This window comes from Pseudomonas sp. NBB, from assembly GCF_032701105.1.
Classification (GTDB): domain Bacteria; phylum Pseudomonadota; class Gammaproteobacteria; order Pseudomonadales; family Pseudomonadaceae; genus Aquipseudomonas; species Aquipseudomonas asiatica.
Window position 1 is genome coordinate 3,161,188 of sequence record NZ_CP103994.1, and the last position, 23,685, is coordinate 3,184,872.

Below are 23,685 nucleotides of genomic sequence, written 5' to 3' on the forward strand. Positions count from 1 at the left end.
AGGAAGACATGAAAACATTATTGCGCCTTTTGAAGAATTTCTGGTTTCTCCTGCTGCTGCTGTGGCTGGCGAGCCTGTTGACCTGCTGGTTGGTCGCCCCGTTGCTGCCATGGCTGCAACAGCACCTGCCCGAAGCACTGGCAATCATCAGCGCCTGCTTCCTGCTGGTGATCGTGCTGCGCCAATACCAGCGCATTCGCGCCGAGCACAACCTGGAGAACCTGCTGCAGATCGAGGTTGATCGCTCGTGGAATGCCACTGGCGAGTTCCGTGACCAGCAGGTGCTGCGCGAACGCCTCAAGCATGCCATTGCCATGTTGCGCACCGACCGCTCCGCTGGAGGCGGTGGCAAGGCGGCACTGTCCGATTTGCCCTGGTACCTGGTGGTTGGCATGTCGGCAGCCGGCAAGACCTCGCTGCTGACCCATTCCGGCCTGTCGGCCAGCATTGCCACGGCCAACGACAGCGAAAGCGGCACCCAGCACTGCGACTGGTACTTCAGCCCCGACGCGGTAATGATCGACACCGCCGGCCGCTATTTGCGTGATGACCAGTCGGCCAGCGAGTTCTCGGCCTTCCTGCGCATGCTGCGCAAGCAGCGCGGCAAGGCAGCGATCAATGGCCTGGTAATGGTGGTCAGCCTGCCCGAGCTGCTGGCGGCCAACAGCGACGAACGCAATGCCCTGGCGGCCCAGCTGGTGGCGCGGGTGGAAGAGTATGCCGAGTGCCTCGACGCCAACCCGCCGGTCTACCTGATGCTGAGCAAGACCGACCAGTTGCCGGGCTTCAGCCAGGCGTTCGACGGCCTCGATCTGCATGAACGCCAGCAACCGCTGGGCATGACCTTCGGCCTGTCGGAAATCCGCAACAACGGCCTGCACGCCGTGCTGCAGACGCGCCTGGGCAACCTGCAGAACCACATTCGCCAGCATGTCGACGCGCAGGTGATCGCCCTCGGTGCCGAAGCCGACAGCACCCTGTTGAACTTCCCGCAATACTTCGCCGCACTCAGCGGTGTCCTCGAGCAGTTCCTGGAGCACTTCACCCGCGGCCATCGCGGCGGTGCCCCGCTGCTGCTGCGCGGCTTGTACTTCACCAGTGCCCTGCAGACCGGGCAGCAGCTGGGCCAGGTATACGAAGACGTCATCGCCGACGAATTCGCCCTGCAAGCCGCCTACGATGAGCACGCCGAGAACGTCGGCAAGGCCGCGGGCAACCGCAGCTACTTCATCACCGACACCTTCCGCCAGGTGATATTCCCCGATCGCGACCTGACCCTGTACCAGTCGCGCCTGGGCCGCCAGGCTGCGTTCAGCCCGCTGCTGCTGGGCCTGGCCGCCGCCACCGGGTTGCTGTTCATCGGTTGGCAGGCACTGTCGTTCACCAATAACCGCCAATGGCTGGACAGCCTGCGCGGGCAGCTGGCGCAGATCGAGCAGGCAGAAGACCGCGAGCAGCAGCTGGCCGCTGGCAAGGGCCTGGAAGTGCTGCGCGAACAGATGGCCCGCGTCGAAAACCATCGCCTGCAGGGTGTACCACTGCAGTTGGGGGGTGGCCTGTACCATGGCGAAGCCATCCACCAGGTGACTCGCACCGCCTACCTGGCGCAACTGCGCAGCCAGGCGCTGGAGCCGATCGCACGCAGCCTGCAAGTGCAGATGCGGGCCTTCAACACCTTCGCCAACGGTATCAACCAGGAGCTGGAATTCACCCCGGCCCCGACACCGAAAAAACGCAATGGCAAGCCGCTGGCCCCGGCCATTGCAGCCAAGGCCCAGGCTGCGCTGGGCAACAGCCGCGCCGGTGCCTATGCCGCCAAGGTCAACCTGGCCACCGCCAGCGATGCCGCCGAGCTGTCTGCCACCACCGGTGGCCTGTCACTGTCCGAAGAAATGCTCGGGCGCCTCGACGAACAGCAGGTGGCCTCGATCATCGATGCCTACAACACCCTCAAGCTGTACCTGTTGCTGACCGAGCCCCAAGGCCATCCGGACCCGGCCTTCGTCGCTGCCAACCTGCCCCAGGCCTGGACCAACGCCGCCACCGAAGGCACTCCGGCCGACGCAGCCGTGATCGCAGAAAATGCCCCGCTGTACGTACAGTTGCTGGAACAAGGCCAGGCGCCGTCGTTGCCGCGTAACGAACAGCTGATCAACGAAACCCGGCAAAACCTCAAGTCGTTCATGATCTCCAGCTCGCTGGTCGATCGCGAGTACCTGCGCCTGCAACTCGAGTCGAGCCGCCAGTTCCCGGCCCTGAGCCTGAACGACCTGGTGCCGCAACCGGGCCGCGCGTTGCTGTATGGCTCTGCTGGCGTACCGGCAATCTATACCCGCCAGGGCTGGGATACCTTCGTCAAGCCGGAACTGATCAAGCTGGTGTCGGGCAACCTGCGCAACGAGTCGGACTGGGTGCTGGACGGTGAAGGTGGCGATGCCATCGTGCAAAAGGCCAACTTCGTGCGCGAGTTCATGACCCGCTACAAACGCGACTACACCCAGGCCTGGTACAAGATGGTCAGCAGCGTGGGGGTACGCCACTTCGCCGACCTGGCCTCGGCCACCCAGCAGCTGGGGCTGCTCAGCGATGTGCAGAACTCGCCGGTAAAGAACCTGCTGGCTGCGGTCAATGACAACACCCAGTGGGACCTGCCGGCCAAGCACGCTATCCCGGCCCTCGGTAGTACCCGCGAAGACGGCTTCTGGAGCAAGGTCTCCGGCCTGTTCGACGACAAGGACGCCCTGCCCGCCAACGTCGCCCCGGCCCTGCCGGCGGTGGACGACGGCAGCCTGGCCAAGCGCTTCGAACCGGTGGCGCGAGTATTTGCCGAAAACAACGCCGAAGGCGCCGACAGCACCATCATGGACCGCTACCTGGCCGCCTTGCGCAAGCTCAAGGTGCGCATGAACAACATCCAGCGTTCGCAGGATGTGGGCAAGAGCAGCAAGCAGCTGATCAGCGAGACCCTGGAAGGCCAGCCGAGCGAAGTCACCACCGTACGCAACTATGTGGAAAGCAGCGTCGACACCAGCCAGGACGGCCTGTCGCGCTCGCTGCAGGGGCTGTTCAGCCTGCCTATCCAGTATGCCTGGGCGACCCTGCGCGACCCGGCCGGCCAGCAGATCGCCAAGGCCTGGGCGCAGCAGATCGCCAAGCCTTGGGAACAGGTCATGGCGCACCGCTACCCGATTGCCGGCAGCAGCCGCAACGAGGCGTCGGTAAAGGACCTGCAGCGCTTCGTCGACCCCGACAGCGGCCTGCTGCCGGCCTTCAAGCGCAACGAAATCGGCAACCTGGCCGGGGGTGAAGGCCTGGGTGTGGGCGACGGCAAGGCACCGGCGCTGGTCAACCCAGGCATGCTCAACAGCATCGACAAGGCCAGCTCCGTGGGCCAGGTGATCGCCAGCCTGTCGGACCGTGACAACGGCTTCGAAATCATGCTGGAACCTTCTGCCAACTTCACCGACATCGTGTTCACCCTCGATGGCCAGGAACAGCACTACCGCAACGGCCGCAGTAGCTGGAACCGCTTCGCCTGGCCGGGCACCAGCAACGCTCCGGGTGCCCGCCTGGATGTGGTCACCCTCAGTGGCGCGCGGGTCACCGTGTTCGACTTCCCCGGGCGCTGGGGCCTGCTGCGCATGAACGAAAGCGCCCGGGTCGAGGACCTGGACGGCATTCAGCAACGCTTCAGCTGGAACACCGCCAGCGGCCGCGTGAGCCTTGTAGTGCGTAACTTCGGTGGGGTGAAACTGACCGACCTGGGTGATGTCAAGGCGCTGAGCGCCCTCAACGACAGGGGCGCCCAATGATCGGTTGCTTCGGCAAGCTGCCGTCGAGCGCAGACTTCGTCAGCCTGCATGGCGCGGCGGAAGAAGTCTGCGAGTTCGACGCCTGGCTGCAGTCTGCGCTGGCGGCCATGCGCCACCGCGAAGACTGGCAGGCATTGTTCGACGCACTGCCGATGTGCTTCTTCAATTACCGCGCGAGCAACGGCAACTGGCTGCTGGGTGGCCTGCTCAGCTCGCGGGATGCCAGCCAGCGACGCTACCCGTTCTTCATCTTCCAGTTGCTCAAGGGCGAGGGAGCCACGATGCTGGTGAACCCGTTCACCCTCGGCGAGCTGTTCAGCGCGCAGATCAAGCCGATGCTGCACCAGGCGGTGCAGGGCGCTGACTGCGCCAGCCTGTTCGAACGCATCAAGGCCCTGCGGCCGCTGCAGGCCCAGGACCTCGACCTGTTCCGCCAGGTGCACGCCAAATTCCTCAAGGATTTCAGCTTGGCCGATGTCGCCCGCGCCCTGCTGCGCTCCTGGCCGGACTTCAAAAGTGACAAGGCGCTTGCGCTACTGCAGGCAAGCCGAGCCGTGCTGCACAACGATTTCGCCGGTGGCATCGAGCTGCCCTTGCCGGCCGAACGCGGCCTGAAAAACCCTACCGCCGACCTCTGGCTGACCTGGCTGACCCGCATGAGCCGGCAGCCCGGCGTGCCGGCGGTGAGCCTGCTGGCCGACGATTTCATGAAGCCACGGCTGTACTGCCTGCCGTCGCGCCACGCCAACTGTGCCTACCGCCTGCTCAGTGGTTGCGCCGAAGCAGGTCAGCATCTGGAGCCGCTCGACCCGCTGACGGTAGCGCCACGGCTGCACGATTACGACCGATCTCTTGAACATGTCATCGGCCAATTCGTCGATGCGCTGGATGCGACGCCTGTATGAACAAGATCAAGTACTACTGCCTGCGCTACCAACCCTACCTGCTGGGAGTGGCGTTCTTCCTGGCGATCTTCCTGGTCTGGGCCATCGGCTGCGCCCTGGGCTTCGCCTCGCTGCATAGCCTGCTGGCCGGTATCGGCGTGTTTCTGCTGCTGTCGGCAGGCTATGTACTGCTGCTTTATCGCGGCGCCGGCCAGCACCACAACCTCGAAGGGTTACTGCGCGACGATGCCGACCAGGCGGTACTCAACGCCACCCCCGCCGACCGCGAAGAAGTAAGCCTGCTGCGCGAACGCCTGCTGCAGAGCATCGAGCGCCTGCGCAGTAACACACCTCGCGGCACCTCGGCCAAGGACGCGCTGTACGCCCTGCCCTGGTACCTGGTGATCGGTCAGCCGGCTGCCGGCAAGAGCACGATGATCCTGCAGTCGGGCCTGAACTTCCCCTATGCCGAACGCGAAGGCGCACGGGTTGCGGGGCTTGGCGGCACGCGCAACTGCGACTGGTTCTTCAGCTCCGAAGCCGTGCTGCTGGATACCGCCGGGCGCTACATGAACAGCCCCGAAGAAGCCGGCAAGTGGCGCGGCTTCCTGCAGCTGTTGCGCCAGCATCGCCAACGCCGCCCTCTCAACGGCTTGATCGTCAGCGTCAGCATCGCCGACATCCTGCATGGCTCGGCCGAGGACCAGGACCGCGTGGCCAAGCGCCTGCGTGAACGGATCCAGGAAAGCTGCGCGCTGCTGGAAGTGCGCCTGCCGATCTACCTGGTGTTCACCAAGTGCGACCTGATTCCCGGCTTCACCCCGTTCTATCGCCAGCTTGACGACGCCGCGCGTGGCGAGGTGATGGGCAAGACCTTCTCGCACAAGGGTTACGAACAGGCCGACTGGGGCCAGCGTTTCGGCAAGGCGATGGACGAGCTGACCGGTTACTGGCAGCAGGTGGCGAACCAGCAACTGGTGCAGCAAGATATTCAGGTAACCCGGCAGAACAATGCGGCCTATCGCTTCCCGCTGGAGCTGGCCGCACTCAAGCCGCGCCTGCAACAATTCGTCGACAGCCTGCTGCGCGCCAACCCGTACCAGAACGCCGAAATGCTGCGCGGTTTCTATTTCACTGCCGCACTGCAGGCCGATGAAGCCCTGTGGGGCAGCCACGGCCAGCATGTGGCCGAACGCTTCGCCCTCGAACATGCCGAAGGCACCGCCACTGCCGTCAGCCAGCCGGCGCCGCTGTTCATCAACAGCCTGTTCCGCAAGGTGATCATCCCCGACCAGCACCTGGTGGCGCTGTACACCAGCAACACGCGGGAGCGCCGGCGCAAGGCGGGCTGGGTTGCCGCCACCGGCCTGGCAGCCCTGGTGCTGTGCAGCCTGTGGGGCTGGTCGTACCTGAACAACCGCGCCATCCTGGCCAACATCGCCGGCGAACTGGCCCAGGCCAAGGCCGACGACCAGGCTGCCCGCGGCCAGTACGCCGCCTGGCATAGCCTTGATCGCTTGCGCTTCTGGGCCGAGCACTACTATCGGCAGCACCGCGAACAGGGCGTGCCGCTGGGCATGCGCCTGGGCCTGTACCAGGGCCATGAGGTCGAGCCGCTGCTGCGCAGCCGTTACTTCGCCACGCTGCAGAACGTGATGCTCAAGCCCACGGCAGACAACCTGACCCGCACCCTGTACCTGCTGACCACGATCAAGGTGTACCAGCGCAACACCCGCGAACTGCAGCCTGTGAGCGGCGTGGACAGCGTCGAGGCCGAGGCGCTGCCACATGACAACCGCGCGCAGTCGATCGCCGACTTCGGCAAGGCGGCGCTGGATACCTACGTGATGCTCTCGCCGGCCCGACGCGAAAACGCCGACCCGGCGTTTCTCAAGGCGCACCTGCCCGACTACTGGTACCCGGCCATCGCTCGCCATACCGGCAAGAGCATGGCCGCGGCCGCCAGCGAGGCTGGCGGCAACCAGAACTATCTGTACGCCAGCCGCCAGATCACCTTCTACAGCGACCAGATTCGTGAGCCGGATGTGCCGCGTATCCTCGACAACGCCTTCCTGATGTCCAGTTCGCGCAATTACATCGACAGCCTGCGCGCCCAGTCGCTGCGTTCGATCGAGACCATCACGCTGGAGTCCGACACCCTGTTCGCTTTCGGCCGGGCCGACTTCCAGAGCCTGAAGAGCGAGGGCCAGCGCCAGCTGAGCGCAATCGCCAGCAAACTGCTGAACACGCCCGACATCGGCAAGATCATCATTTCCGGCCACGCCGACCAGCTCGGCGACAGCCAAGGCAACCTGCAGGTTTCGAAACAGCGGGCGCAGACCATTCGCACCTACCTGGTCGGCAAGGGCGTACCTGCCGAACTGGTGGTCGCCCAGGGCGAAGGCAGCCGCAAGCCGCTGGTCAACTGCGACCTGCAGCAACCGCGAGCGCAACTGATCAAGTGCCTGGAGCCCAACCGCCGGGTGGAAATCGAAGTACGCGGGCTCAACTGAAGCCCGCTGCAAGAACCGGCTACCCGGGCCTCACAGGAGGAGGCCCGGGTGGCGGAAAGCTACCTCTGCCGACAGGTTCGGCGAGGTCAAAACCAAGGGGCGCATGAGCAACCCTTTAAATGTTGTTAATGGAGAGTTTCACAATGGCATTTGACGCGTATATCCAAATCGACGGCATCCCGGGCGAAGTACTGGATGCAAAGCACAAGGACTGGATCGAAGTGCTGGGCTACGAGTACGGCGCCACCCAGGCCACCTCGGCTACCGCCAGCTCCTCGGGCGGTGCGTCGTCCGAGCGTGTTGCCCTGAGCGACTTCAAGATCCGCAAGGCGGTCGACAAGGCTTCGGCCAAGCTGTTCGAACACTGCTGCACCGGCAAGCACATCGCCAAGCTGAAGCTGAACGTGAACCGCGCCGGTGGTGACAAGGTCACCTACCTGACCATCGACATGGAAGAAGTCGTGGTGTCCTCGGTGCGCTTCATCGCCGGTGGCAACCAGAACGGTGAAGACAAGGCTGTGAGCGACCTGCCGGTCGAAGAAATCAGCTTCAACTTCGCCCGCATCAAGACCACCTACACCCAGCAGAACCGCACCGACGGCCAGGCTGGCGGCAACATCGTCGGCGGCTGGGACCGCACCGCGAACAAAGTGTTTGCCTGATAACCTGCGTACCCGGGGGCCGCTACGGCGGCCCACATCCCACAGCGTGCCAGGTGACCTGGCACGCTGTTCATCTGCCATGACCAGAGTGTTTTATGCCTGAAATCCTCAATGACCTTTCGCTGGCAACGCTGACCGCACCCATCGAGGGTGGCAGTGGCGAAGACTTGAGCTTCTCTGCCTTGTTCGACCAGATCAAGGAGGCACGCCGGGCAGACCCTGACTACCTGACCCAGGGCGACTGGCAAACCGACCTGAAGACCGCCGACTGGGAGCAGGTGGTCAACCTGTCGGCCCAAGGGCTGGCGCAGCAAAGCAAGGACCTGATGCTGGTAGCCTGGCTCAGCGAAGGGTTGGCCCAGCGTGAACATTTCGAAGGCATCACCTTTGGCCTTCGGCTGACCGAACAGGTACTGGAAGCATTCTGGGACACGCTGTACCCAACACTCGAAGATGGCCTGGACGAACGCGCTGCGCGGCTGTCCTGGCTGAAGACCACGCTCACCGACATTGCCGGTGGCTTGCCCATTACCCAAGGGCAGAATTTTGGCGTGTTGCGCTATGACGAATCACGCTACGTAGAAAACCTTGCCTTGCAGAACCCCAAGGCAATGCAGACCGCGCTGAACGAAGGCAAGATCAACGCCGAAATCTTCCAGCGCTCGGTGGCGCTCAGCGACACCGAACACCTGCGCACCAAGGCCCTGCAGATCGCCGCCAGCCTGGAGGCCTGCAAAGCCCTGCAAGCCAGTGCCGACCGCCTGTTCGGCCATGAGGCGCCCAGCTTTGCCAGCCTTGCCGACATGCTGTCGCGCGCCAGCCAGCTGGCTGAAAAACTGCTCAAGGACCGCGGCGTCGAACTGCACCCCGCCACTGCGGCAGCGGCAGAGCCCGAAGCCACTGTTGCTCCCACCAGCGAAGCAGGTGAACCGATGAACACACCCGTCCAGGCCACCACGCCTGCGCCGATGCGCACGACGCCACTGACCCGCGACGAAGCCTTCACCATGCTTGCGGGTATCGCCCAGTTCTTCAAGCAGAGCGAACCGCAAAGCCCGGTGCCCTACCTGATCGAACGCGCCATCAAGTGGGGCAACATGCCGCTGGAAGGCTGGCTGAGCGATGTGATCAAGGACAGCAACGTGGTGGACAACATTCGCGACGTGCTGGGCACCCGCGAGCCAAGATCCTGATGCTGTATCGGCTACACCGGCCTGTTCACGGGTAAACCCGCTCCGCCCAGGTTGTACGCGGTCCCTGTGGGAGCGGGTTTACCCGCGAAGAGGCCGGTACAGGCACCACAAATACTGCTAACGTGAGTGCTCTCAACCGCCAAGGACCGCTCAGATGCCGCCACGTTCACCCGCCCCCACCGGCTTCATTCGCGTTCGTGGCGCCCGCGAGCACAACCTGAAGAACATCGATGTGGATATCCCTCGCGACGCGCTGGTGGTATTCACGGGGGTGTCCGGCTCGGGCAAGTCCTCGCTGGCCTTCTCCACCCTCTACGCCGAAGCCCAGCGCCGCTACTTCGAATCGGTGGCGCCCTATGCCCGGCGCCTGATCGATCAGGTCGGCGTGCCGGACGTCGACGCCATCGAAGGCCTGCCGCCTGCCGTGGCCCTGCAGCAGCAACGCGGCACGCCGAGTGCACGTTCCTCGGTGGGCAGCGTGACTACCCTGTCCAGTTCGATCCGCATGCTCTACTCCCGCGCCGGCAGCTACCCGGCCGGGCAACCGATGTTGCATGCCGAGGACTTCTCGCCCAACACCCCGCAAGGTGCCTGCCCGGAGTGCCATGGGCTGGGGCGGGTCTATGAAGTGAGTGAGGCGACCATGGTCCCCGACCCGTCGCTGACCATCCGCGAGCGGGCCGTAGCGGCCTGGCCGATGGCCTGGCAGGGGCAGAACCTGCGGGACATTCTGGTGACCCTGGGCTATGACGTCGATACCCCCTGGCGCGACCTGCCCCAGCAGCAACGCGACTGGATTCTCTACACCGATGAAACACCCACGGTGCCGGTGTATGCCGGCCTGACCCCGGCGCAAACCCGCGCTGCGCTCAAGCGCAAGCTCGAGCCGAGTTACCAGGGCACCTTCAGCGGTGCCCGGCGCTACGTGCTGCACACCTTCATGCACTCGCAGAGCGCGCAGATGCGCAAGCGTGTGTCGCAGTACATGCGCCCCAGCCCATGCCCGCAGTGCCAGGGCAAGCGCCTCAAGCGTGAGGCGCTGGACGTAACCTTCGCCGGCTGCGACATAGGCGAGCTGTCGCGGTTGTCGTTGCAGGCGCTGGCCGAGGTGTTCCGTCAGGTTGCTGCCCCAGGCTATCTGGAGCAGCACGACGGCAACCTGACCCTGGAAAAACGCCTCGCCGCGCAACGCATCGCCAACGAACTGCTCGAACGCATCGGTCCCCTGCTCGACCTGGGCCTGGGCTACCTGGCCCTGGAGCGCAGCACCCCTACCCTGTCCTCTGGAGAGCTGCAACGCCTGCGCCTGGCCACCCAGCTGAACTCGCAATTGTTCGGCGTGATCTACGTGCTGGACGAGCCGTCGGCCGGCTTGCACCCGGCCGACAGCGAAGCCCTGTTCGAAGCGCTGCAGCGACTGAAGCAGGCAGGCAATTCGGTGTATGTGGTGGAGCACGACCTGGATACCATGCGTCGCGCCGACTGGCTGGTGGATGTGGGGCCTGCCGCTGGCGAGCATGGCGGCACCATTCTCTACAGCGGGCCGCCCGCCGGCCTGGCCCGGGTCGAGCAGTCATGCACCCGGGCCTACCTGTTCAGTACATTGGCCCAGGCCACGCGCACACCACGCCAGGCCCGCGACTGGCTGAAGCTCGAAGGCATCAGCCGCAACAATCTGCACGACCTCAGTGCCGCATTCCCGCTGGGTTGCTTTACCGCCGTCACCGGTATTTCCGGCTCGGGCAAGTCGAGCCTGGTCAGCCAGGCTCTGCTCGAGCTGGTGGGGGCGCACCTGGGCCATGCCGACCTGCGCAGCGAGCCTGAGGAGCAGAGCCTGGAAGATGAACCGGAACAGGCCAGCGGCGGGTTTGTCAGCGCCGGCCTTGGCAGCATCAAGCGCCTGGTGCAGGTCGACCAGAAACCGATCGGCCGCACGCCTCGTTCCAACCTGGCCACCTACACCGGCCTGTTCGACCATGTACGCAAGCTGTTCGCTGCCACCGAACAGGCCAAGGCACAAGGCTTCGATGCCGGGCGTTTCTCCTTCAACGTTGCCAAGGGGCGCTGCGAGAACTGCGAGGGCGAAGGCTTCGTCAGTGTCGAGTTGCTGTTCATGCCCAGCGTCTACGCGCCCTGCCCGACCTGCCATGGCGCTCGCTACAACCCGGAAACCCTGGCGGTGAGCTGGCAGGGCATGAACATCGCGCAGGTGCTGCAATTGACCGTCGACCAGGCCCTGCAAGTGTTCGCCGAGCAGCCAGCGGCTCGCCGCTGCCTGCAGGTGCTGCAGGACATCGGCCTGGGCTATTTGCGCCTGGGGCAGCCGGCCACCGAACTGTCCGGCGGCGAGGCGCAGCGCATCAAGCTGGCCACCGAGCTGCAGCGCATGGCCCGCGGGGCGACGCTGTATGTACTGGACGAACCTACCAACGGCTTGCATCCGCAAGACATCGATCGGCTGCTGGTGCAGCTCAACCGCCTGGTCGATGGCGGGCACAGCGTGGTGGTGGTCGAGCATGACATGCGGGTGGTCGCGCAGAGCGACTGGGTGATCGACATCGGCCCTGGGGCCGGGGATGCCGGGGGCCAGGTGGTGGTCAGCGGCACGCCACAGGTGGTGGCCGGGTGTGCTGAAAGCCGCACTGCGGCGTTTCTGGCCAAGGCCTTGTAGCGCCTGCACCGGCCTCTTCGCGGGTAAACCCGCTCCTACAGGTACTTACACAGCTTGCAAGATCTGTGGTGAACAGAGATGCCGTCTTGCCATGATTGCGCCGCTCTAGCCCGTAGGTTCTAATCGCGCACGACCCGTTTGCCTTTGTCACCCAAGGAAGTGTCACCATGTACAGGAAGATCGTGCCGCTGGCGCTGTTGGCAACCCTGGCCGGTTGCTCGAACAGCGAGGAAACCAGCGAGGCCAGTTTCCAGAAGGCCGCCCAGGCCTACCTCGATACCCAGTACCCACACTGCTTCGTCATCAGTTCATTCCCCACCAGAACCCAGGACTTCGACGTCCATAGCACCAACAAAGCGTTGCATGCCCTGGCCCAGGTAGGTGTGGTCAGCGAAAAGGAGATCTCGCGCACCGAGGTGCCCGCCCGCCTGTGGCAAGCGGCACGCACGGACATCTACTACGCCTATGACCTCACCGACGAAGGCCGCAAGTATTACAAGGCAGATAACGGGCTGTGCTTCGGCAAGGCGCAGGTCACCGCGATCGAGCAGTTCAGTGAGCCGAGCGAGGTGACCGGGCAGAAGATGTCGAATGTGACCTATGCCTACAAGATCACCGGGTTACCGGCTTGGGCCGGGGATGACGGGGTCAAGGCCAGCATTGCCGAACTGGGCAAGGCGGTGGCCAGCAATGACGCACCGCTCAAGGAAACCCGGGCGATGGTGCTGACCAGCCAGGGGTGGCGGTTGCAGGAGAAATAGCCGTTTGCCGTGCCGGCCTCTTCGCGGGTAAACCCGCTCCCACAGGTCCATCACAGGCCTTTAGACCTGCGCAGTACCTGTGGGAGCGGGTTTACCCGCGAAAGGGCCGGTACAGACTTACATCCACCAGGCCAGCACCACCGGCAACCAGGCAAACGACAACACCGTAGAACACATCACCAGGTTCGCCACCTGCTCCGGCTCGCGGTTGGCGCGCACCGCCATCAGGTAATTGAAAACCGCCACCGGCATCGCCGACTGCACCACCAGCACCGCACGCTCCAGGTTGCCCATGCCCAGCGCCGCACCTACCGCCCAGCCTACAGCAGCCCCCAGGCCAATGCGCAAGCCGCCCAGCAGCATGCCGCTGCCCACATGGCGCAGGCGAATGCTGGCCAGCGACACGCCCAGTGTCAGCAACATCAGCGGGATGGTCATGCCGCCCAGCAGGTCTGCGGTATTGGCCAGCCAGCGCGGCAACTCGAAATCGAGAAAGATGATCGGCATGGCGCCGGCCAGGCTGATCACGATAGGGTTGCGCAGCAGTGCCTTGAACGAAGCCGCAGTACCGGAAATGGCCATGCCGAGGGTGAACTGGACGATCGACAGTGTCAGGAAGAACGCCACGGCCAGGGCCAGCCCGTGTTCGCCAAAGGCATAAAGGCTGATCGGCAGGCCCATGTTGCCGGTGTTGGGGAACATGAACGCCGGCAACAGCACACGCCAGTGCATGCCCGAAGCGCGGCACACCAGCAAGCCGGCCAGGGCCATGCCCAAGGTGCACAGCAGGCAGGCCATGGCCATGCTGGTGAAAGCGTTCGGGTCCAGCTCGGTGCGGCTGAGCGTGGACAGCACCAGCGACGGGGTGCCGACGGTCATCACCACCCGGGCGATGAATTCGGTGGGGTAGTCCAGGCCCTTGCGGGCCCAGGCATAGCCGATGCCGGCGACGATGAAAACCGGGGCCAGGACGGCGAACAGCGAAGCGAACATGGGGGCCTTCCTTGGGGGTGGGCCCCGCATTATGCCGCAGTCTTCGGTATTGCCGGGGCTGCTTTGCGGCCCCGGGATGTCCGCCCAAGACGCATTCGTGTCGCCCACAGACTGCGGCGTCTCGTCGCACACCCAAGCCCCTTGGGCAAAACCGCGCAAGCCCGTAGAATCGCGCTTCCTTTTCGCCCGTCGCCTTGAACGGTGGCAACCGGCAACGTCGCATCCAGCCCAGGCACATCCGTGCAGCCACTCGGCCCCGTTCGGGTCGAGCCGGTGTGCGCGTCCGAAAAGGCGCTCATTCCGCTCATCCAACTAGAGGTACCTATGTCTCCGCGTTTGCTGGCCATGGCGCTGGCGCCCCTGCTCGGGCTGTTCATCATTGCCCTGGGCAACGGCTTCATGTCTTCCCTCACCACCCTGCGCCTGGGCGCTGCCGGCGAATCAGCCACCACCATCGGTGTGGTCTCCTCGACCTACTTCATCGGCCTGACCCTGGGTGCCATCTTCAACGACCGGCTGATCCTGCGCATCGGCCATATCCGCGCCTATACCAGCTTCGCCTCGCTGATCGCCGTGACCATCCTGCTGCAAGGCCTGTTCTACGACGTCACCTGGTGGTCGGTGCTGCGCCTGATCAACGGCTGGGCGGCAGTGGGCGTGTTCCTGGTGATCGAAAGCTGGCTGCTGCTGGCCGGTGACGCCAAGATCCGCGGCCGCTTGCTGGCGCTGTACATGATTGCCTTCTACGGCGCCGGGGTCATCGCCCAGGCCGGCCTTGGCGAAATCACCCAGATGGGTGACACCGCACCGTTCATGCTGGCCGGCGTGCTCGCCGCCCTGTCGGTACTGCCCATCGTGATCCTGCCGCGGGTGTCGCCACTGCTGGACCAGGTCGAACCGCTCAAGCCGCGCCAGTTGCTGGGCGTTGCGCCGTCGGGCCTGGTCGGCTGCTTCGGTTCGGGTGTGGCCATTGCCGGCATCTATGCCCTGCTGCCGCTGTACCTGCAGCGCATCGGCCTGGATGTGGGCGAGGTCGGCAACATGATGGCCTGGGTAATTCTGGGTGCCATGCTGCTGCAATACCCGGTCGGACGCTGGTCTGACCGCAAGGACCGCCAGGATGTGCTGATCGCCCTGGCCGGGCTGTGCGTGCTGCTGTCGCTGGTCACGGTGTTCCTGCCGTCTGACTCGATCCTGCTTCCGGCCATGCTGTTCTTGCTGGGCGGTGGCGTGTTCACCCTTTACCCGGTGGCGGTCAGCCATGCGGCCGACCGCGCGCCATCGGATGCACTGGTGCCGATGATCCAGGGCCTGCTGCTGATCAACTCGCTGGGTTCGGCCATGGCGCCGGTGGCGATTTCGCCGATGATGACCGAGTTTGGCGAGGCCGGGTTGTTCTGGGCCTTTGCCGTGGTCAACCTGGCCATGGTGTGCTTCTTCATGTGGCGCCGAGGCAAGCGCCCGGCGGCAGAACACCCGGCTCCGTTCACAGCTTCGACCACCTTCTCGCCGACCGGTGCCGAGCTGCGGGTGACCGAAGACCTGATGCACGCGGCGCAGGAGCACCCACCGCTGGAGCCGGTGGAGAGTGCTGCGCCAGCGCAGGCGCAGCGTTCAGAATCGCATTGACTCCGGGGGCTGCCCTGCAGCCCTTTCGCGACACAAGGCCGCTCCCACAGGGACCCCACCAGCTGAAGGAATGCGCCATACCTGTGGGAGCGGGCGCGCCCGCGAAATTAGCCATTCACCAGGTTGGCCGGGCGCTCACCAGCCAGGGCACTGAGCAGGTTGTCCACCGCACAGCGCGCCATGGCCTGGCGGGTTTCCTCGGTCGCCGAGCCGATATGCGGGGTCGCCACCACGTTGTCCAGCTGCAACAACGGCGACTGCGCCGGCAACGGCTCCTGCACGAACACATCCAGGCCGGCGCCGCGTATGCGCCGGGCACGCAACGCTTCGATAAGCGCTGGCTCATCCACCACGCGCCCGCGGGAAATGTTCACCAGAATTGCCTGGGGCTTCATCAGCGCCAGCTCCCGCGCGCCGATCAGGCCTTCGGTGCTGGCACTCAGCGGCACGGTCAGGCAAACGAAATCCGCCTGCTGCAACAGCTCGTCCAGGCTGCATTGACGCGCAGCATGGCGCGCCTCCACCTCTGGCTTTGCACGCTGACTGTGATACAGCACACGCATGCCAAAGCCGGCCGCGGCGCGCCGGGCCAGGGCCTCGCCGATGCGGCCCATGCCGACGATGCCCAGCGTCTTACCGTGCACATCACTGCCGAAATGCGCCGGGCCGAGGTTGGCCTGCCAGCTCCCGTCTCGCACCCAGTTCGCCAGCTCCACCACCCGCCTGGCGGTGGCCAGGATCAAGGCGAAGCCCGTGTCGGCGGTGGTTTCGGTCAGCACGTCGGGAGTGTTGGTCAACATCACGCCACGCCGGCTGAGTTCGGCGATGTCGTAGTTGTCGACACCGACCGAAACGCTGGACACCACTTCAAGCTGTGGCGCCAGGTCGAGCAGGCTGGCATCCAGGCGCAGGCTGGCCCCCAGCAGCCCGTGCGCCCCCGGCAAGGCATCGCGCAGACGGGCCAGGCCATCGGGCTGGGAGGTATCCACCCAGGTCACCTCGACGCGCTCTTGCAGGCGTGCCATCAAGTCGTCGGACAGGCGTTTGTACAGGACGATTCGCTTCTTCATTGCACAGGTTCCTAATGGTTCATGGCCAGACGCGAGTTGCCGCGCTTGGCCCGGCCGGATGTCTGGGAAGTATTGAGTGCGGCGGTAAGCGCCACTGCGGCCAGCAGCGCACCGCACATGAACAGGTAGGAGGCACCAGGCCCGCCGGTGACGCCATTGAGGTAACCCACCAGCCACGAGCCACCGAACGAGCCCAGCGCGCCCATGCTGTTGATCAGTGCCATGGCACCACCGGCGACGTTGGCCGGCAGGATCTCGGGCACGATTGCGAAGAACGGGCCATAGGGTGCGTACATGCAGGCGCCGGCGACCACCAGCAACGCGTACGACAGCCAGAAGTGCTCGGTGCCCAAGGCGTACGAGCCATAGAACGCGACGGCGGCGATCAGCAGTGGCGGCCAGACGAAACGCTTGCGCTTCTGCAGGCGGTCGGACGCCCACGACACACCGACCATGCCCAGCACCGCCGCCAGGTAAGGTACCGACGACAACCAGCCGGCCTGCACGATGTCGAGGTTGGCCGCCTGCTTGAGGATCGACGGCAACCACAGCACGAAGCCATACACACCGATGCTCCAGCAGAAGTACTGCAGCGAAAGGATGATCACCTGCGGCGAGCGGAACGCCTCGCGGTAGTTCTTCACCGGCTTGATACCTTGCTGCTCGGCAGCCAGCGCCTGTTCCAGGGCGGCCTTTTCCTGCTCGCTCAGCCAGTTCACCTGGGCCGGGCGGTCATCCACCAGGCGCCACCAGAAGAACGCCCAGATGACGGCGGGCAGGCCTTCGATGATGAACATCCAACGCCAGTCGTAATGCTTGACCAGGTAGCCCGACACCACCGACATCCACAGGATGGTCACCGGGTTGCCGAGGATCAGGAAGGTATTGGCGCGCGAACGCTCGGCGCGGGTGAACCAGTGGCACAGGTACACCAGCATGGCCGGCATCACCGCCGCCTCCACCACCCCGAGCAGGAAGCGGATGGCGATCAGCATGTAGACGTTGCTGACCACGCCGGTGAGCGTGGCAAGGCCGCCCCAGAGGATCAGGCAGACAAAGATCAGCTTCTTCACACTGCGCTTTTCGGCGTAGATGGCGCCAGGCACCTGGAAGAAGAAGTAACCAAGGAAGAACAGTGCCCCCAGCAGCGAAGACAGTGCGGGGGTGATATGCAGGTCTTCAGCCATGCCGGAAGCGGCGGCGAACCCGTAGTTGGCGCGGTCCAGGTACGCCAGGCTATAGGTGAAGAACACGATCGGGATGATGTACCACCAGCGGCGAGGTGCCAGGCTTTGGCTTTGCATGGTTCGTTTCTCCTGAGCTTGTTGTTTTTGTTGCAACAGGTGTTTCGGGTCAAGTGTTCAGGCGCTTCTGCGCAAGTCGTGGGCTTGCAGCTCATGGCGCAGCGGCAGCCCTTCCATGTCGCCACGCGACTGCACGGCGCGGCTGCCGCACCAGTTGCCACGCGCCACTGCCTCGGCTACCGGGTGGCCCTCCAGCAGCGCACTGAGCACGCCGACGGCAAAGGCATCGCCGGCGCCAACAGTGTCTACCACCTGGCTGACCGGCACTGGCGCCACTTGGCCTTCGCCCTTGGCGCTGCGGAAGTAGGCACCGGCGTCGCCCAGCTTGATCACCACCAGTTCCACCCCTTGGTCGAGGTAGAAAGCGGCGATGTCTGCCGGGGTGTGCTGCCTGGTCAGCAGGCGGCCCTCTTCCAGGCCTGGCAGAACCCAGTCGGCCTTGGCCGCCAGGGCATTGACTTCGCGCACCATGCTGCTCTGGTCAGGCCACAGCGAGGGGCGCAGGTTGGGGTCGAACGAGATGCTGCGCCCGGCGGCACGCATGGCGTCCATCAACGCATGGGACAGCGCCCGGCAGCCGTCCGACAGCGCCGGTGGGATGCCGGTGGCGTGCAAGTGGCGGGCCTGCAGAGAACCCGGGCGCAGCAGCGCCGGCGACAGCCGGCTGGCCGCCGAGCCACGGCGGAAGTACTCCACCGCCGGGTCGCTGCCGTCATCGCAGCGGGCCTTGAGCTGGAAGCCGGTGGGGTAGCTGCCATCTACCTCGACACCAGAGCAATCCAGTCCTTCGCGGCGCAGGCTGTCGAGCACGAAACGGCCCAGCGAATCGTCGCCCACCCGGCTCAGCCAGCGGACCTTGAAGCCCAGCCGCGCCAGGCCGATGGCCACGTTGCTGTCGGCGCCGGCAATGCGCTTGCCGAACTGGCCGACACTGGCCAGGTCGCCGGCCTGCTCGGCGACGAACATGGCCATGGTCTCGCCGAAACACAACACGTCATGCTCATGCATGGCTCAGCTCCTCGCTCGATACGCCCTGCCCCAGCGCCGCCAGGTCGCGCACCTGGGCACGGGTCAGCGCCAGCAGATCGTCGCTCACCAGCGGGTACTCGACAGCGCGTACCACGCCAGGGGTGAACTCGGCCATCAGCTCGGCCCACTCCTGCAGGTCCGATGCCTCTGGCGGTACGGCAACCAGGCGCCCATCGGCCCGGCACTGCACGGCCTTGCAGTGCACATAGCGCACCCAGCGGCCCAGCTGGCGTGCGGCATGTCGGGCAGGCTCGCCCTGCCACTGCCAGTTACCGATGTCGAAAGTCATGCCCAGGGTCAGCCCGAGCTCGTCGGCGCGCTGGAAAAACTGCTGTAGGGGTTCGATCCGTCCACCATGCGCGGTCTGGTCGTTCTCCACCAGCAGCAATGGCCCATGCGCCGGCAACAGCGTCGCCAAGGCCGCGACGTCACAGCCCGCATGGTAGTGGCCCAGGGAAACCTTGAGCGCGACCGCGCCAAGGGCACGGGCAGTTTCAAGCTTCTGCGCCAATTGCGGGTCAGGCACGCCTTGTGCGGTCCACAGTTCCAGGGGCGTGGAATACAGGCACTCCAGGCGTAGCGCGGCAATGGCTGCAGCCAGCGCTGCAGTGTCCGGCGCACAAGTGAACAGTTCTTCGCGCAGCTCCACGCGGGTAACGCCGGCGGCAGCCAGCAGGTCAAGGAATTGCTCCTGGCCACGCTGCCGGACAAAGTCGGCACCGTAGCTGGAGAGGCTGATGGAAACGGGGTTCGAGTGCATTGTTCTTGTCCTTATGAAACCGGTTTCATTTTTTTGATGACAGCAGGCACGCAGGTGCCTGCCTGTGATTACTGTGGCTGGGTTGAACCTCGGATGATCAGCTCGGCCTTGAAGTCGATACGCCGGGCTGCCCCGCTGTCGCCGCGCAGGCGGCCAAGCAGACTCTCGAATGCCGCCACGCCGATTCGCTCGGTGGGCTGGGCCAGTGCAGTGATGCCGCTGCCGACCAAGGGGTACCAGTCGAGGTCGTCGAGGGCGATCAGCCCGACGTCCACGAACAGATTGCGCCCTGCTTCGTGCAGGGCCCGGGTCACGGCCAGGGTGGCGACACCGTTGAAGGTAAAGATGGCCTGCGGGCCATGGCCGTTGCCGGCGAGGAACGCAGCCAGCTGCTCATCAAGCCCGGTGCCGGTCTCCAGCACCTGTTGGCGCATGCCGGGGCGACGGCTGACCGAGGATCCGAACGCCTGTACTCGCTCCAGGCGCGAGCTGGTGCCATCGAGAGGTTCGGTTACCGCCAGGATGTCGCGGTAGCCTTGAGCTTGCAGGTGGTCGAGGGCCTGCTCGACCGCGTCGGCATTGTCCAGGCCAACCAGGTCGACATTCAGTTCGGGCAACTGGCGGTCGACCAGCACCATGGGGATGTCGCGCTGCAGGTTGAGCAATTCGCCGGGGTGATGGCCAAGCGTGTTCACGATCAGCCCTTCGACGTTGTAGGACTGCAGGGCCACCAGATGGTGACGCTCCTGCTCGTCGTCGCGGTTGGTGTTGCACACCACCAGGCTGTAGCCATGCTGGCGGCAGGCTGTTTCCACGCCATGCATCACGGCCACTGAATAGGGGTTGAGGATATCGGCCACCAGCATGCCGATCAGGCGCGTCTGGCCGCGCTTCAGGCCACGGGCCATCTGGTTGGGGCGGTAACCGAGGCGCTCGATGACCTCTTCCAGGCGCTTGGCGGTGGCTTCGGCGAGCAACTGGCGGTCACCGCCGATGTAACGGGAGACGGTGGCCTTGGAAACGCCAGCGACACGCGCTACTTCGCTGATGGTGACCCGTTCGCGGGCATGGGCAGGCGCGTCGGTCATGGGCTGTCCTTATGATTGTTGTGATAGCGATGAAACCGGTTTCAATACAGCAAAATCGCACGCGTTCGTCAACATGCCGTTGGTCGGGAGTGCGATATCCATGCGTAGTAAATGCAATAAGAATTCTATTTAACTAACTGATAAATAAAGAAAAGTAAATGCAAAACCCTGTGGGAGCGGGTTCACCCGCGAATGCGATTTTGAATGTGCCGACGCATTCGCGGGTAAACCCGCTCCTACAGTGGATTGGGGGTGCAGACAGAGGGATGCAGTTAACGGAGGGATTTCACGTCACTGGCAGTGACGGCACTGCCCTGGTTACCCCAACTGGTGCGAATGAAGTTCACCACCTCGGCAACCTCCTGGTCACTCAGGCGCCAGCCGAACGCCGGCATGGTGAAGTTCGACGGTGCCGCGTGCGTCGCCGGCACCGTGCCCCCCGCCAATACTACGTGGATCAGCGATGTGGCATCCGCCGTCTGCACCACCGGGTTGCCGGCCAGGGCCGGGAACACGCGGGTATAGCCCTGGCCATCGGTACGGTGGCAGGCCGCGCAATTGTCGATGTACACCGCCGCCCCGGGCTTGCTGTCGTCACCCTTCCATAGCGCATCCGCCACCTGTTTGTCGTACACGTGCGGCTGGTCGTCAGGGTTGCTTGGCGGCAACGTCTTCAGGTAGCGGGCGATAGCGGTCAGGTCGGCGTCGCTCATGTGTTGCATGCTGTGCTCGACCACGTCGCTCATGCCACCGAACACGGCGCTGCGGTCGCTACGGCCAGTCTTGAGAAACTGCACCAGCTGCTCTTCGCTCCAGCTACCCAGGCCGTCCTTGTGGTCGCCACGCAGGTTCTTGGCAATCCAGCCTTCCAGCGGTGCACTGCCAGCCAGGAACTGCTCGCCCTCCTGTGGGCTCAGTGCCTTTTCCTGCATGGTCAGTGCCCGCGGCGTATGGCACGCGCCACAGTGCCCCAGGCCCTCGACCAGGTAGGCACCGCGGTTGACCACCGGGTCGGCTGCCGCCGATGCCTGCCAGGGCTTGGCCTCTGGCGCGAACAACCCGCGCCAGACCGCCAGCGGCCAGCGCATGCTCAGCGGCCAAGGGATATCGGTGGCCTTGTTCGTCTGCTCGACCGGTTCCACGCCCTTCATGAAGTAGGCATACAGCGCCTGCATGTCCTGCTCGCTGACGCGCGCATAGGACGGGTATGGCATGGCGGGATACAGGGTGCTGCCATCCTTGCCGATGCCCTTGCGCACCGCCTGGTCGAAGTCTTCGAAGCTGTACTGGCCGATACCACTGGCCGCCGGGGTGATGTTGGTGGAGTACACCGTGCCGATCGGTGTTTCCATCGGCAGCCCACCGGCGAACGGCTTGCCGCCCTTGGCGGTATGGCAGGCGACGCAGTCGCCGGCGCGGGCCAGGTACTCGCCCTGGCGCACCTGCGCATCGTCATTCGGCGCAGCCTGAGCAGCCACGCTGGCACCCAGCAGGGTTGCGATCAACATTGTCTTCATGCGCATCGCTCCTCAAGCCTGAACCAGCGGGCCAGGGTTTTTCAGGTACTGCTCGCGGATGGCGCGGGCTGACCAGTAGGTCAGCGCAGCCACCAGCCCGGTCGGGTTGTAGCCCAACCCTTGGGGGAACGCCGAAGCCCCCGGAACGAACACGTTGTGCACGTCCCAGCTTTGCAGGTAGCGGTTCAGGGCACTGGTCTTCGGGTCGGTGCCCATGATCGCGCCGCCGTTCAGGTGGGTGGTCTGGTAGCTGGCGGTGTTGAAGTGGTCCTTGACCTTCTTGCCCAGCACGGCAATGGTCTTGGGGTTCATCGCCTGGGCGATCTTGCTCAGCTTGTCGACCATGAACTGGTTCATCCTGATGTCGTTTTCCTGCCAGTCGAAGGTCATGCGCAGCAGCGGCTGGCCGTAGGCGTCGCGGTAGGTCGGGTCGAGGTCCAGGTAGTTGCCACGGTAGGACTGGTGGGCGCCGTGGGCGTCCATCGACACCTGGTGGGTGTAGTAATCGGCGGTGGCCTTCTTCCAGGCGCTGCCCCAGGCCGGTGTGCCAGGCGGGGTGGCGCCGCCGGCAATCGGCCGTGTGCCGGCCTGGTTCACCCACATCGGCGAGCCACCGACGAAGCCGTGCGGGCCATGGTCGAAGTTGTCGGCGTTGAAGTCATCGATGGCGATGCCATTGCCACCGGCGCCGATGAAGTTGTTGGTGTAGGTGTCCTTGTCGAAGAACGCCTTGACCGTGCCCATGTTCTGGTAGGCGAAGTTACGCCCGACCACGCCTTCGTTCCTGATGGGGTCGTACGGTTTGCCGATGCCGGACAGCAGCATCAGGCGTACGTTGTTGAACTGGAACGCCGCCAGGATCACCAGGTCCGCCGGCTGCTCCACTTCCCGCCCCTGGGCGTCGATGTAGGTGACGCCGGTGGCCTTGCGCTTGCTGTCGTCCAGGTTCACCCGCAGCACATGAGCGTTGGGCCGCAATTCGAAGTTCGGCACCTGACGCAGCGCCGGCAGGATGTTCACGTTGGGCGAGGCCTTGGAGTACATGTAGCACACGTAGCCGCTGCAGAAACCGCAGAAGTTGCATGGCCCCATCTGCGCCCCGTACGGGTTGGTGTACGAGCCGGAGGTGTTGGCCGAGGGCAGGTTGTAGGGCTTGTAGCCCAGGCTGGCCGCCGCCTTTTCGAACAGCCTGGCCGACACCACGTTTTTCTGCGAAGGCAGCGGGAACGGGCTGGAACGGTCTGGCGCATAGGGGTTGCCGCCCTTCCCTTCGCCAACGACCTGGCCGTTGACGGTCCAGGCCTGGCCAGAGGTACCGAACACCTTCTCGGCGAAGTCGAAGTGCGGTTCCAGTTCTTCGTAGCTGACCCCGAAGTCCTGGATAGTCATGTCTTCGGGGATGAACTTGCGCCCGTAGCGTTCTTCGTAGTGGCTGCGCATGCGCAGCTCCATCGGGTCTACCCGGAAGTGCACGCCAGACCAGTGCAGGCCTGCGCCACCTACACCTTTGCCCGGCAGGAAGGCACCGAGCTGGCGATTGGGCAGCGCCACGTCGTTCATGCCGTGGCGGATGGTGACGGTCTCTTTGGACACATCGACGAACAGCTTCTTGCGCACGCTGTAGGTCAGCTCGTCGATCACCTGCGGGTAGCTGCCTTCCGGGTAGGTGTCCTGCATCGGCCCCCGCTCCAGGGCCAGCACTTGCAGCCCCGCCTCGGTCAGTTCCTTGGCCATGATCGCGCCGGCCCAGCCGAAGCCCACGATCACCGCGTCCACTTTCTTCATCACGGTCGTCATGC

At 64.7% G+C, this 23,685-nt stretch carries 16 protein-coding genes; 8 read left to right on the top strand and 8 right to left on the bottom strand.

What is annotated here, in order from left to right; genetic code table 11:
- Positions 1 to 8: 8 nt before the first annotated feature.
- The 7 genes from NY023_RS14890 to NY023_RS14920 all read left to right on the top strand — a co-directional run bounded on the left by NY023_RS14890 (position 9) and on the right by NY023_RS14920 (position 12,496).
- Positions 9 to 3,812 (top strand): type VI secretion protein IcmF/TssM N-terminal domain-containing protein, encoded by a 3,804-nt coding sequence (locus NY023_RS14890; RefSeq protein ID WP_013972756.1) that lies wholly within the window; start codon positions 9 to 11, stop codon positions 3,810 to 3,812.
- Positions 3,809 to 4,717 (top strand): type VI secretion system-associated protein TagF, encoded by a 909-nt coding sequence (tagF, locus tag NY023_RS14895; protein ID WP_013972757.1) that lies wholly within the window; start codon positions 3,809 to 3,811, stop codon positions 4,715 to 4,717. The genes NY023_RS14890 and tagF overlap by 4 nt, the downstream gene beginning before the upstream one ends.
- The gene (tssM, locus tag NY023_RS14900; protein WP_013972758.1) at positions 4,714 to 7,209 is read left to right on the top strand and encodes a type VI secretion system membrane subunit TssM; all 2,496 of its coding nucleotides are present in this window, start codon (positions 4,714 to 4,716) and stop codon (positions 7,207 to 7,209) included. The genes tagF and tssM overlap by 4 nt, the downstream gene beginning before the upstream one ends.
- Positions 7,210 to 7,352: 143 nt before the next feature.
- Positions 7,353 to 7,871, top strand: coding sequence for an Hcp family type VI secretion system effector (locus NY023_RS14905; RefSeq protein WP_013972759.1), 519 nt, complete (start codon positions 7,353 to 7,355; stop codon positions 7,869 to 7,871).
- A 95-nt stretch (positions 7,872 to 7,966) separates the two neighbouring features.
- On the top strand, positions 7,967 to 9,064 hold the full coding sequence (tssA, locus tag NY023_RS14910) for a type VI secretion system protein TssA (RefSeq protein WP_013972760.1): 1,098 nt from the start codon (positions 7,967 to 7,969) through the stop codon (positions 9,062 to 9,064).
- Between the two features lie 154 nt (positions 9,065 to 9,218).
- Positions 9,219 to 11,735: an excinuclease ABC subunit UvrA gene (gene uvrA / locus NY023_RS14915; RefSeq protein WP_013972761.1), complete on the top strand. Its 2,517-nt coding sequence runs from the start codon at positions 9,219 to 9,221 to the stop codon at positions 11,733 to 11,735.
- A 167-nt stretch (positions 11,736 to 11,902) separates the two neighbouring features.
- Positions 11,903 to 12,496: a hypothetical protein gene (locus tag NY023_RS14920; protein WP_013972762.1), complete on the top strand. Its 594-nt coding sequence runs from the start codon at positions 11,903 to 11,905 to the stop codon at positions 12,494 to 12,496.
- Between the two features lie 117 nt (positions 12,497 to 12,613).
- Here the strand turns inward: NY023_RS14920 and NY023_RS14925 are convergent, their stop codons facing one another.
- Positions 12,614 to 13,489, bottom strand: a complete 876-nt coding sequence (locus tag NY023_RS14925; protein ID WP_013972763.1) for an AEC family transporter — start codon at positions 13,487 to 13,489, stop codon at positions 12,614 to 12,616.
- A gap of 324 nt (positions 13,490 to 13,813) precedes the next feature.
- Between NY023_RS14925 and NY023_RS14930 the strand changes: the two genes are divergently transcribed.
- Entirely contained in the window at positions 13,814 to 15,118 is a 1,305-nt protein-coding gene (locus tag NY023_RS14930) for an MFS transporter (RefSeq protein WP_023663517.1), read from the top strand.
- 107 nt (positions 15,119 to 15,225) lie between these two features.
- Here the strand turns inward: NY023_RS14930 and NY023_RS14935 are convergent, their stop codons facing one another.
- From NY023_RS14935 to NY023_RS14965, 7 genes are all read right to left on the bottom strand, one after another.
- Positions 15,226 to 16,188 carry a 2-hydroxyacid dehydrogenase gene (locus NY023_RS14935; RefSeq protein WP_013972765.1) on the bottom strand — a complete coding sequence of 321 codons (963 nt, stop codon included), beginning with the start codon at positions 16,186 to 16,188 and terminating at the stop codon, positions 15,226 to 15,228.
- A gap of 11 nt (positions 16,189 to 16,199) precedes the next feature.
- Positions 16,200 to 17,492 carry an MFS transporter gene (locus tag NY023_RS14940; protein ID WP_023663526.1) on the bottom strand — a complete coding sequence of 431 codons (1,293 nt, stop codon included), beginning with the start codon at positions 17,490 to 17,492 and terminating at the stop codon, positions 16,200 to 16,202.
- 57 nt (positions 17,493 to 17,549) lie between these two features.
- Positions 17,550 to 18,500, bottom strand: a complete 951-nt coding sequence (locus NY023_RS14945; RefSeq protein ID WP_013972767.1) for a sugar kinase — start codon at positions 18,498 to 18,500, stop codon at positions 17,550 to 17,552.
- Positions 18,493 to 19,281 (bottom strand): TIM barrel protein, encoded by a 789-nt coding sequence (locus NY023_RS14950; RefSeq protein ID WP_013972768.1) that lies wholly within the window; start codon positions 19,279 to 19,281, stop codon positions 18,493 to 18,495. Before NY023_RS14950 ends, NY023_RS14945 begins: the two co-directional genes overlap by 8 nt.
- 68 nt (positions 19,282 to 19,349) lie before the next feature.
- Positions 19,350 to 20,369, bottom strand: coding sequence for a transcriptional regulator PtxS (gene ptxS / locus NY023_RS14955; RefSeq protein ID WP_013972769.1), 1,020 nt, complete (start codon positions 20,367 to 20,369; stop codon positions 19,350 to 19,352).
- Between the two features lie 272 nt (positions 20,370 to 20,641).
- Positions 20,642 to 21,886 carry a cytochrome c gene (locus NY023_RS14960; protein ID WP_024087188.1) on the bottom strand — a complete coding sequence of 415 codons (1,245 nt, stop codon included), beginning with the start codon at positions 21,884 to 21,886 and terminating at the stop codon, positions 20,642 to 20,644.
- A 12-nt stretch (positions 21,887 to 21,898) separates the two neighbouring features.
- Positions 21,899 to 23,683 carry a GMC family oxidoreductase gene (locus NY023_RS14965; RefSeq protein ID WP_015270510.1) on the bottom strand — a complete coding sequence of 595 codons (1,785 nt, stop codon included), beginning with the start codon at positions 23,681 to 23,683 and terminating at the stop codon, positions 21,899 to 21,901.
- Between the last annotated feature and the right edge of the window lie 2 nt (positions 23,684 to 23,685).

What these genes read in the sequence shown, in the direction of transcription:
- NY023_RS14945 (WP_013972767.1), bottom strand. Translation starts at nt 18,500, where the DNA reads ATGCATGAGCATGACGTGTTGTGTTTCGGCGAGACCATGGCCATGTTC.
- uvrA (WP_013972761.1), top strand. Translation starts at nt 9,219, where the DNA reads ATGCCGCCACGTTCACCCGCCCCCACCGGCTTCATTCGCGTTCGTGGC.
- NY023_RS14935 (WP_013972765.1), bottom strand. Translation starts at nt 16,188, where the DNA reads ATGAAGAAGCGAATCGTCCTGTACAAACGCCTGTCCGACGACTTGATG.
- tagF (WP_013972757.1), top strand. Translation starts at nt 3,809, where the DNA reads ATGATCGGTTGCTTCGGCAAGCTGCCGTCGAGCGCAGACTTCGTCAGC.
- NY023_RS14940 (WP_023663526.1), bottom strand. Translation starts at nt 17,492, where the DNA reads ATGCAAAGCCAAAGCCTGGCACCTCGCCGCTGGTGGTACATCATCCCG.
- NY023_RS14890 (WP_013972756.1), top strand. Translation starts at nt 9, where the DNA reads ATGAAAACATTATTGCGCCTTTTGAAGAATTTCTGGTTTCTCCTGCTG.
- tssA (WP_013972760.1), top strand. Translation starts at nt 7,967, where the DNA reads ATGCCTGAAATCCTCAATGACCTTTCGCTGGCAACGCTGACCGCACCC.
- NY023_RS14960 (WP_024087188.1), bottom strand. Translation starts at nt 21,886, where the DNA reads ATGAAGACAATGTTGATCGCAACCCTGCTGGGTGCCAGCGTGGCTGCT.
- ptxS (WP_013972769.1), bottom strand. Translation starts at nt 20,369, where the DNA reads ATGACCGACGCGCCTGCCCATGCCCGCGAACGGGTCACCATCAGCGAA.
- NY023_RS14930 (WP_023663517.1), top strand. Translation starts at nt 13,814, where the DNA reads ATGTCTCCGCGTTTGCTGGCCATGGCGCTGGCGCCCCTGCTCGGGCTG.
- NY023_RS14920 (WP_013972762.1), top strand. Translation starts at nt 11,903, where the DNA reads ATGTACAGGAAGATCGTGCCGCTGGCGCTGTTGGCAACCCTGGCCGGT.
- NY023_RS14905 (WP_013972759.1), top strand. Translation starts at nt 7,353, where the DNA reads ATGGCATTTGACGCGTATATCCAAATCGACGGCATCCCGGGCGAAGTA.
- tssM (WP_013972758.1), top strand. Translation starts at nt 4,714, where the DNA reads ATGAACAAGATCAAGTACTACTGCCTGCGCTACCAACCCTACCTGCTG.
- NY023_RS14965 (WP_015270510.1), bottom strand. Translation starts at nt 23,683, where the DNA reads ATGACGACCGTGATGAAGAAAGTGGACGCGGTGATCGTGGGCTTCGGC.
- NY023_RS14950 (WP_013972768.1), bottom strand. Translation starts at nt 19,281, where the DNA reads ATGCACTCGAACCCCGTTTCCATCAGCCTCTCCAGCTACGGTGCCGAC.
- NY023_RS14925 (WP_013972763.1), bottom strand. Translation starts at nt 13,489, where the DNA reads ATGTTCGCTTCGCTGTTCGCCGTCCTGGCCCCGGTTTTCATCGTCGCC.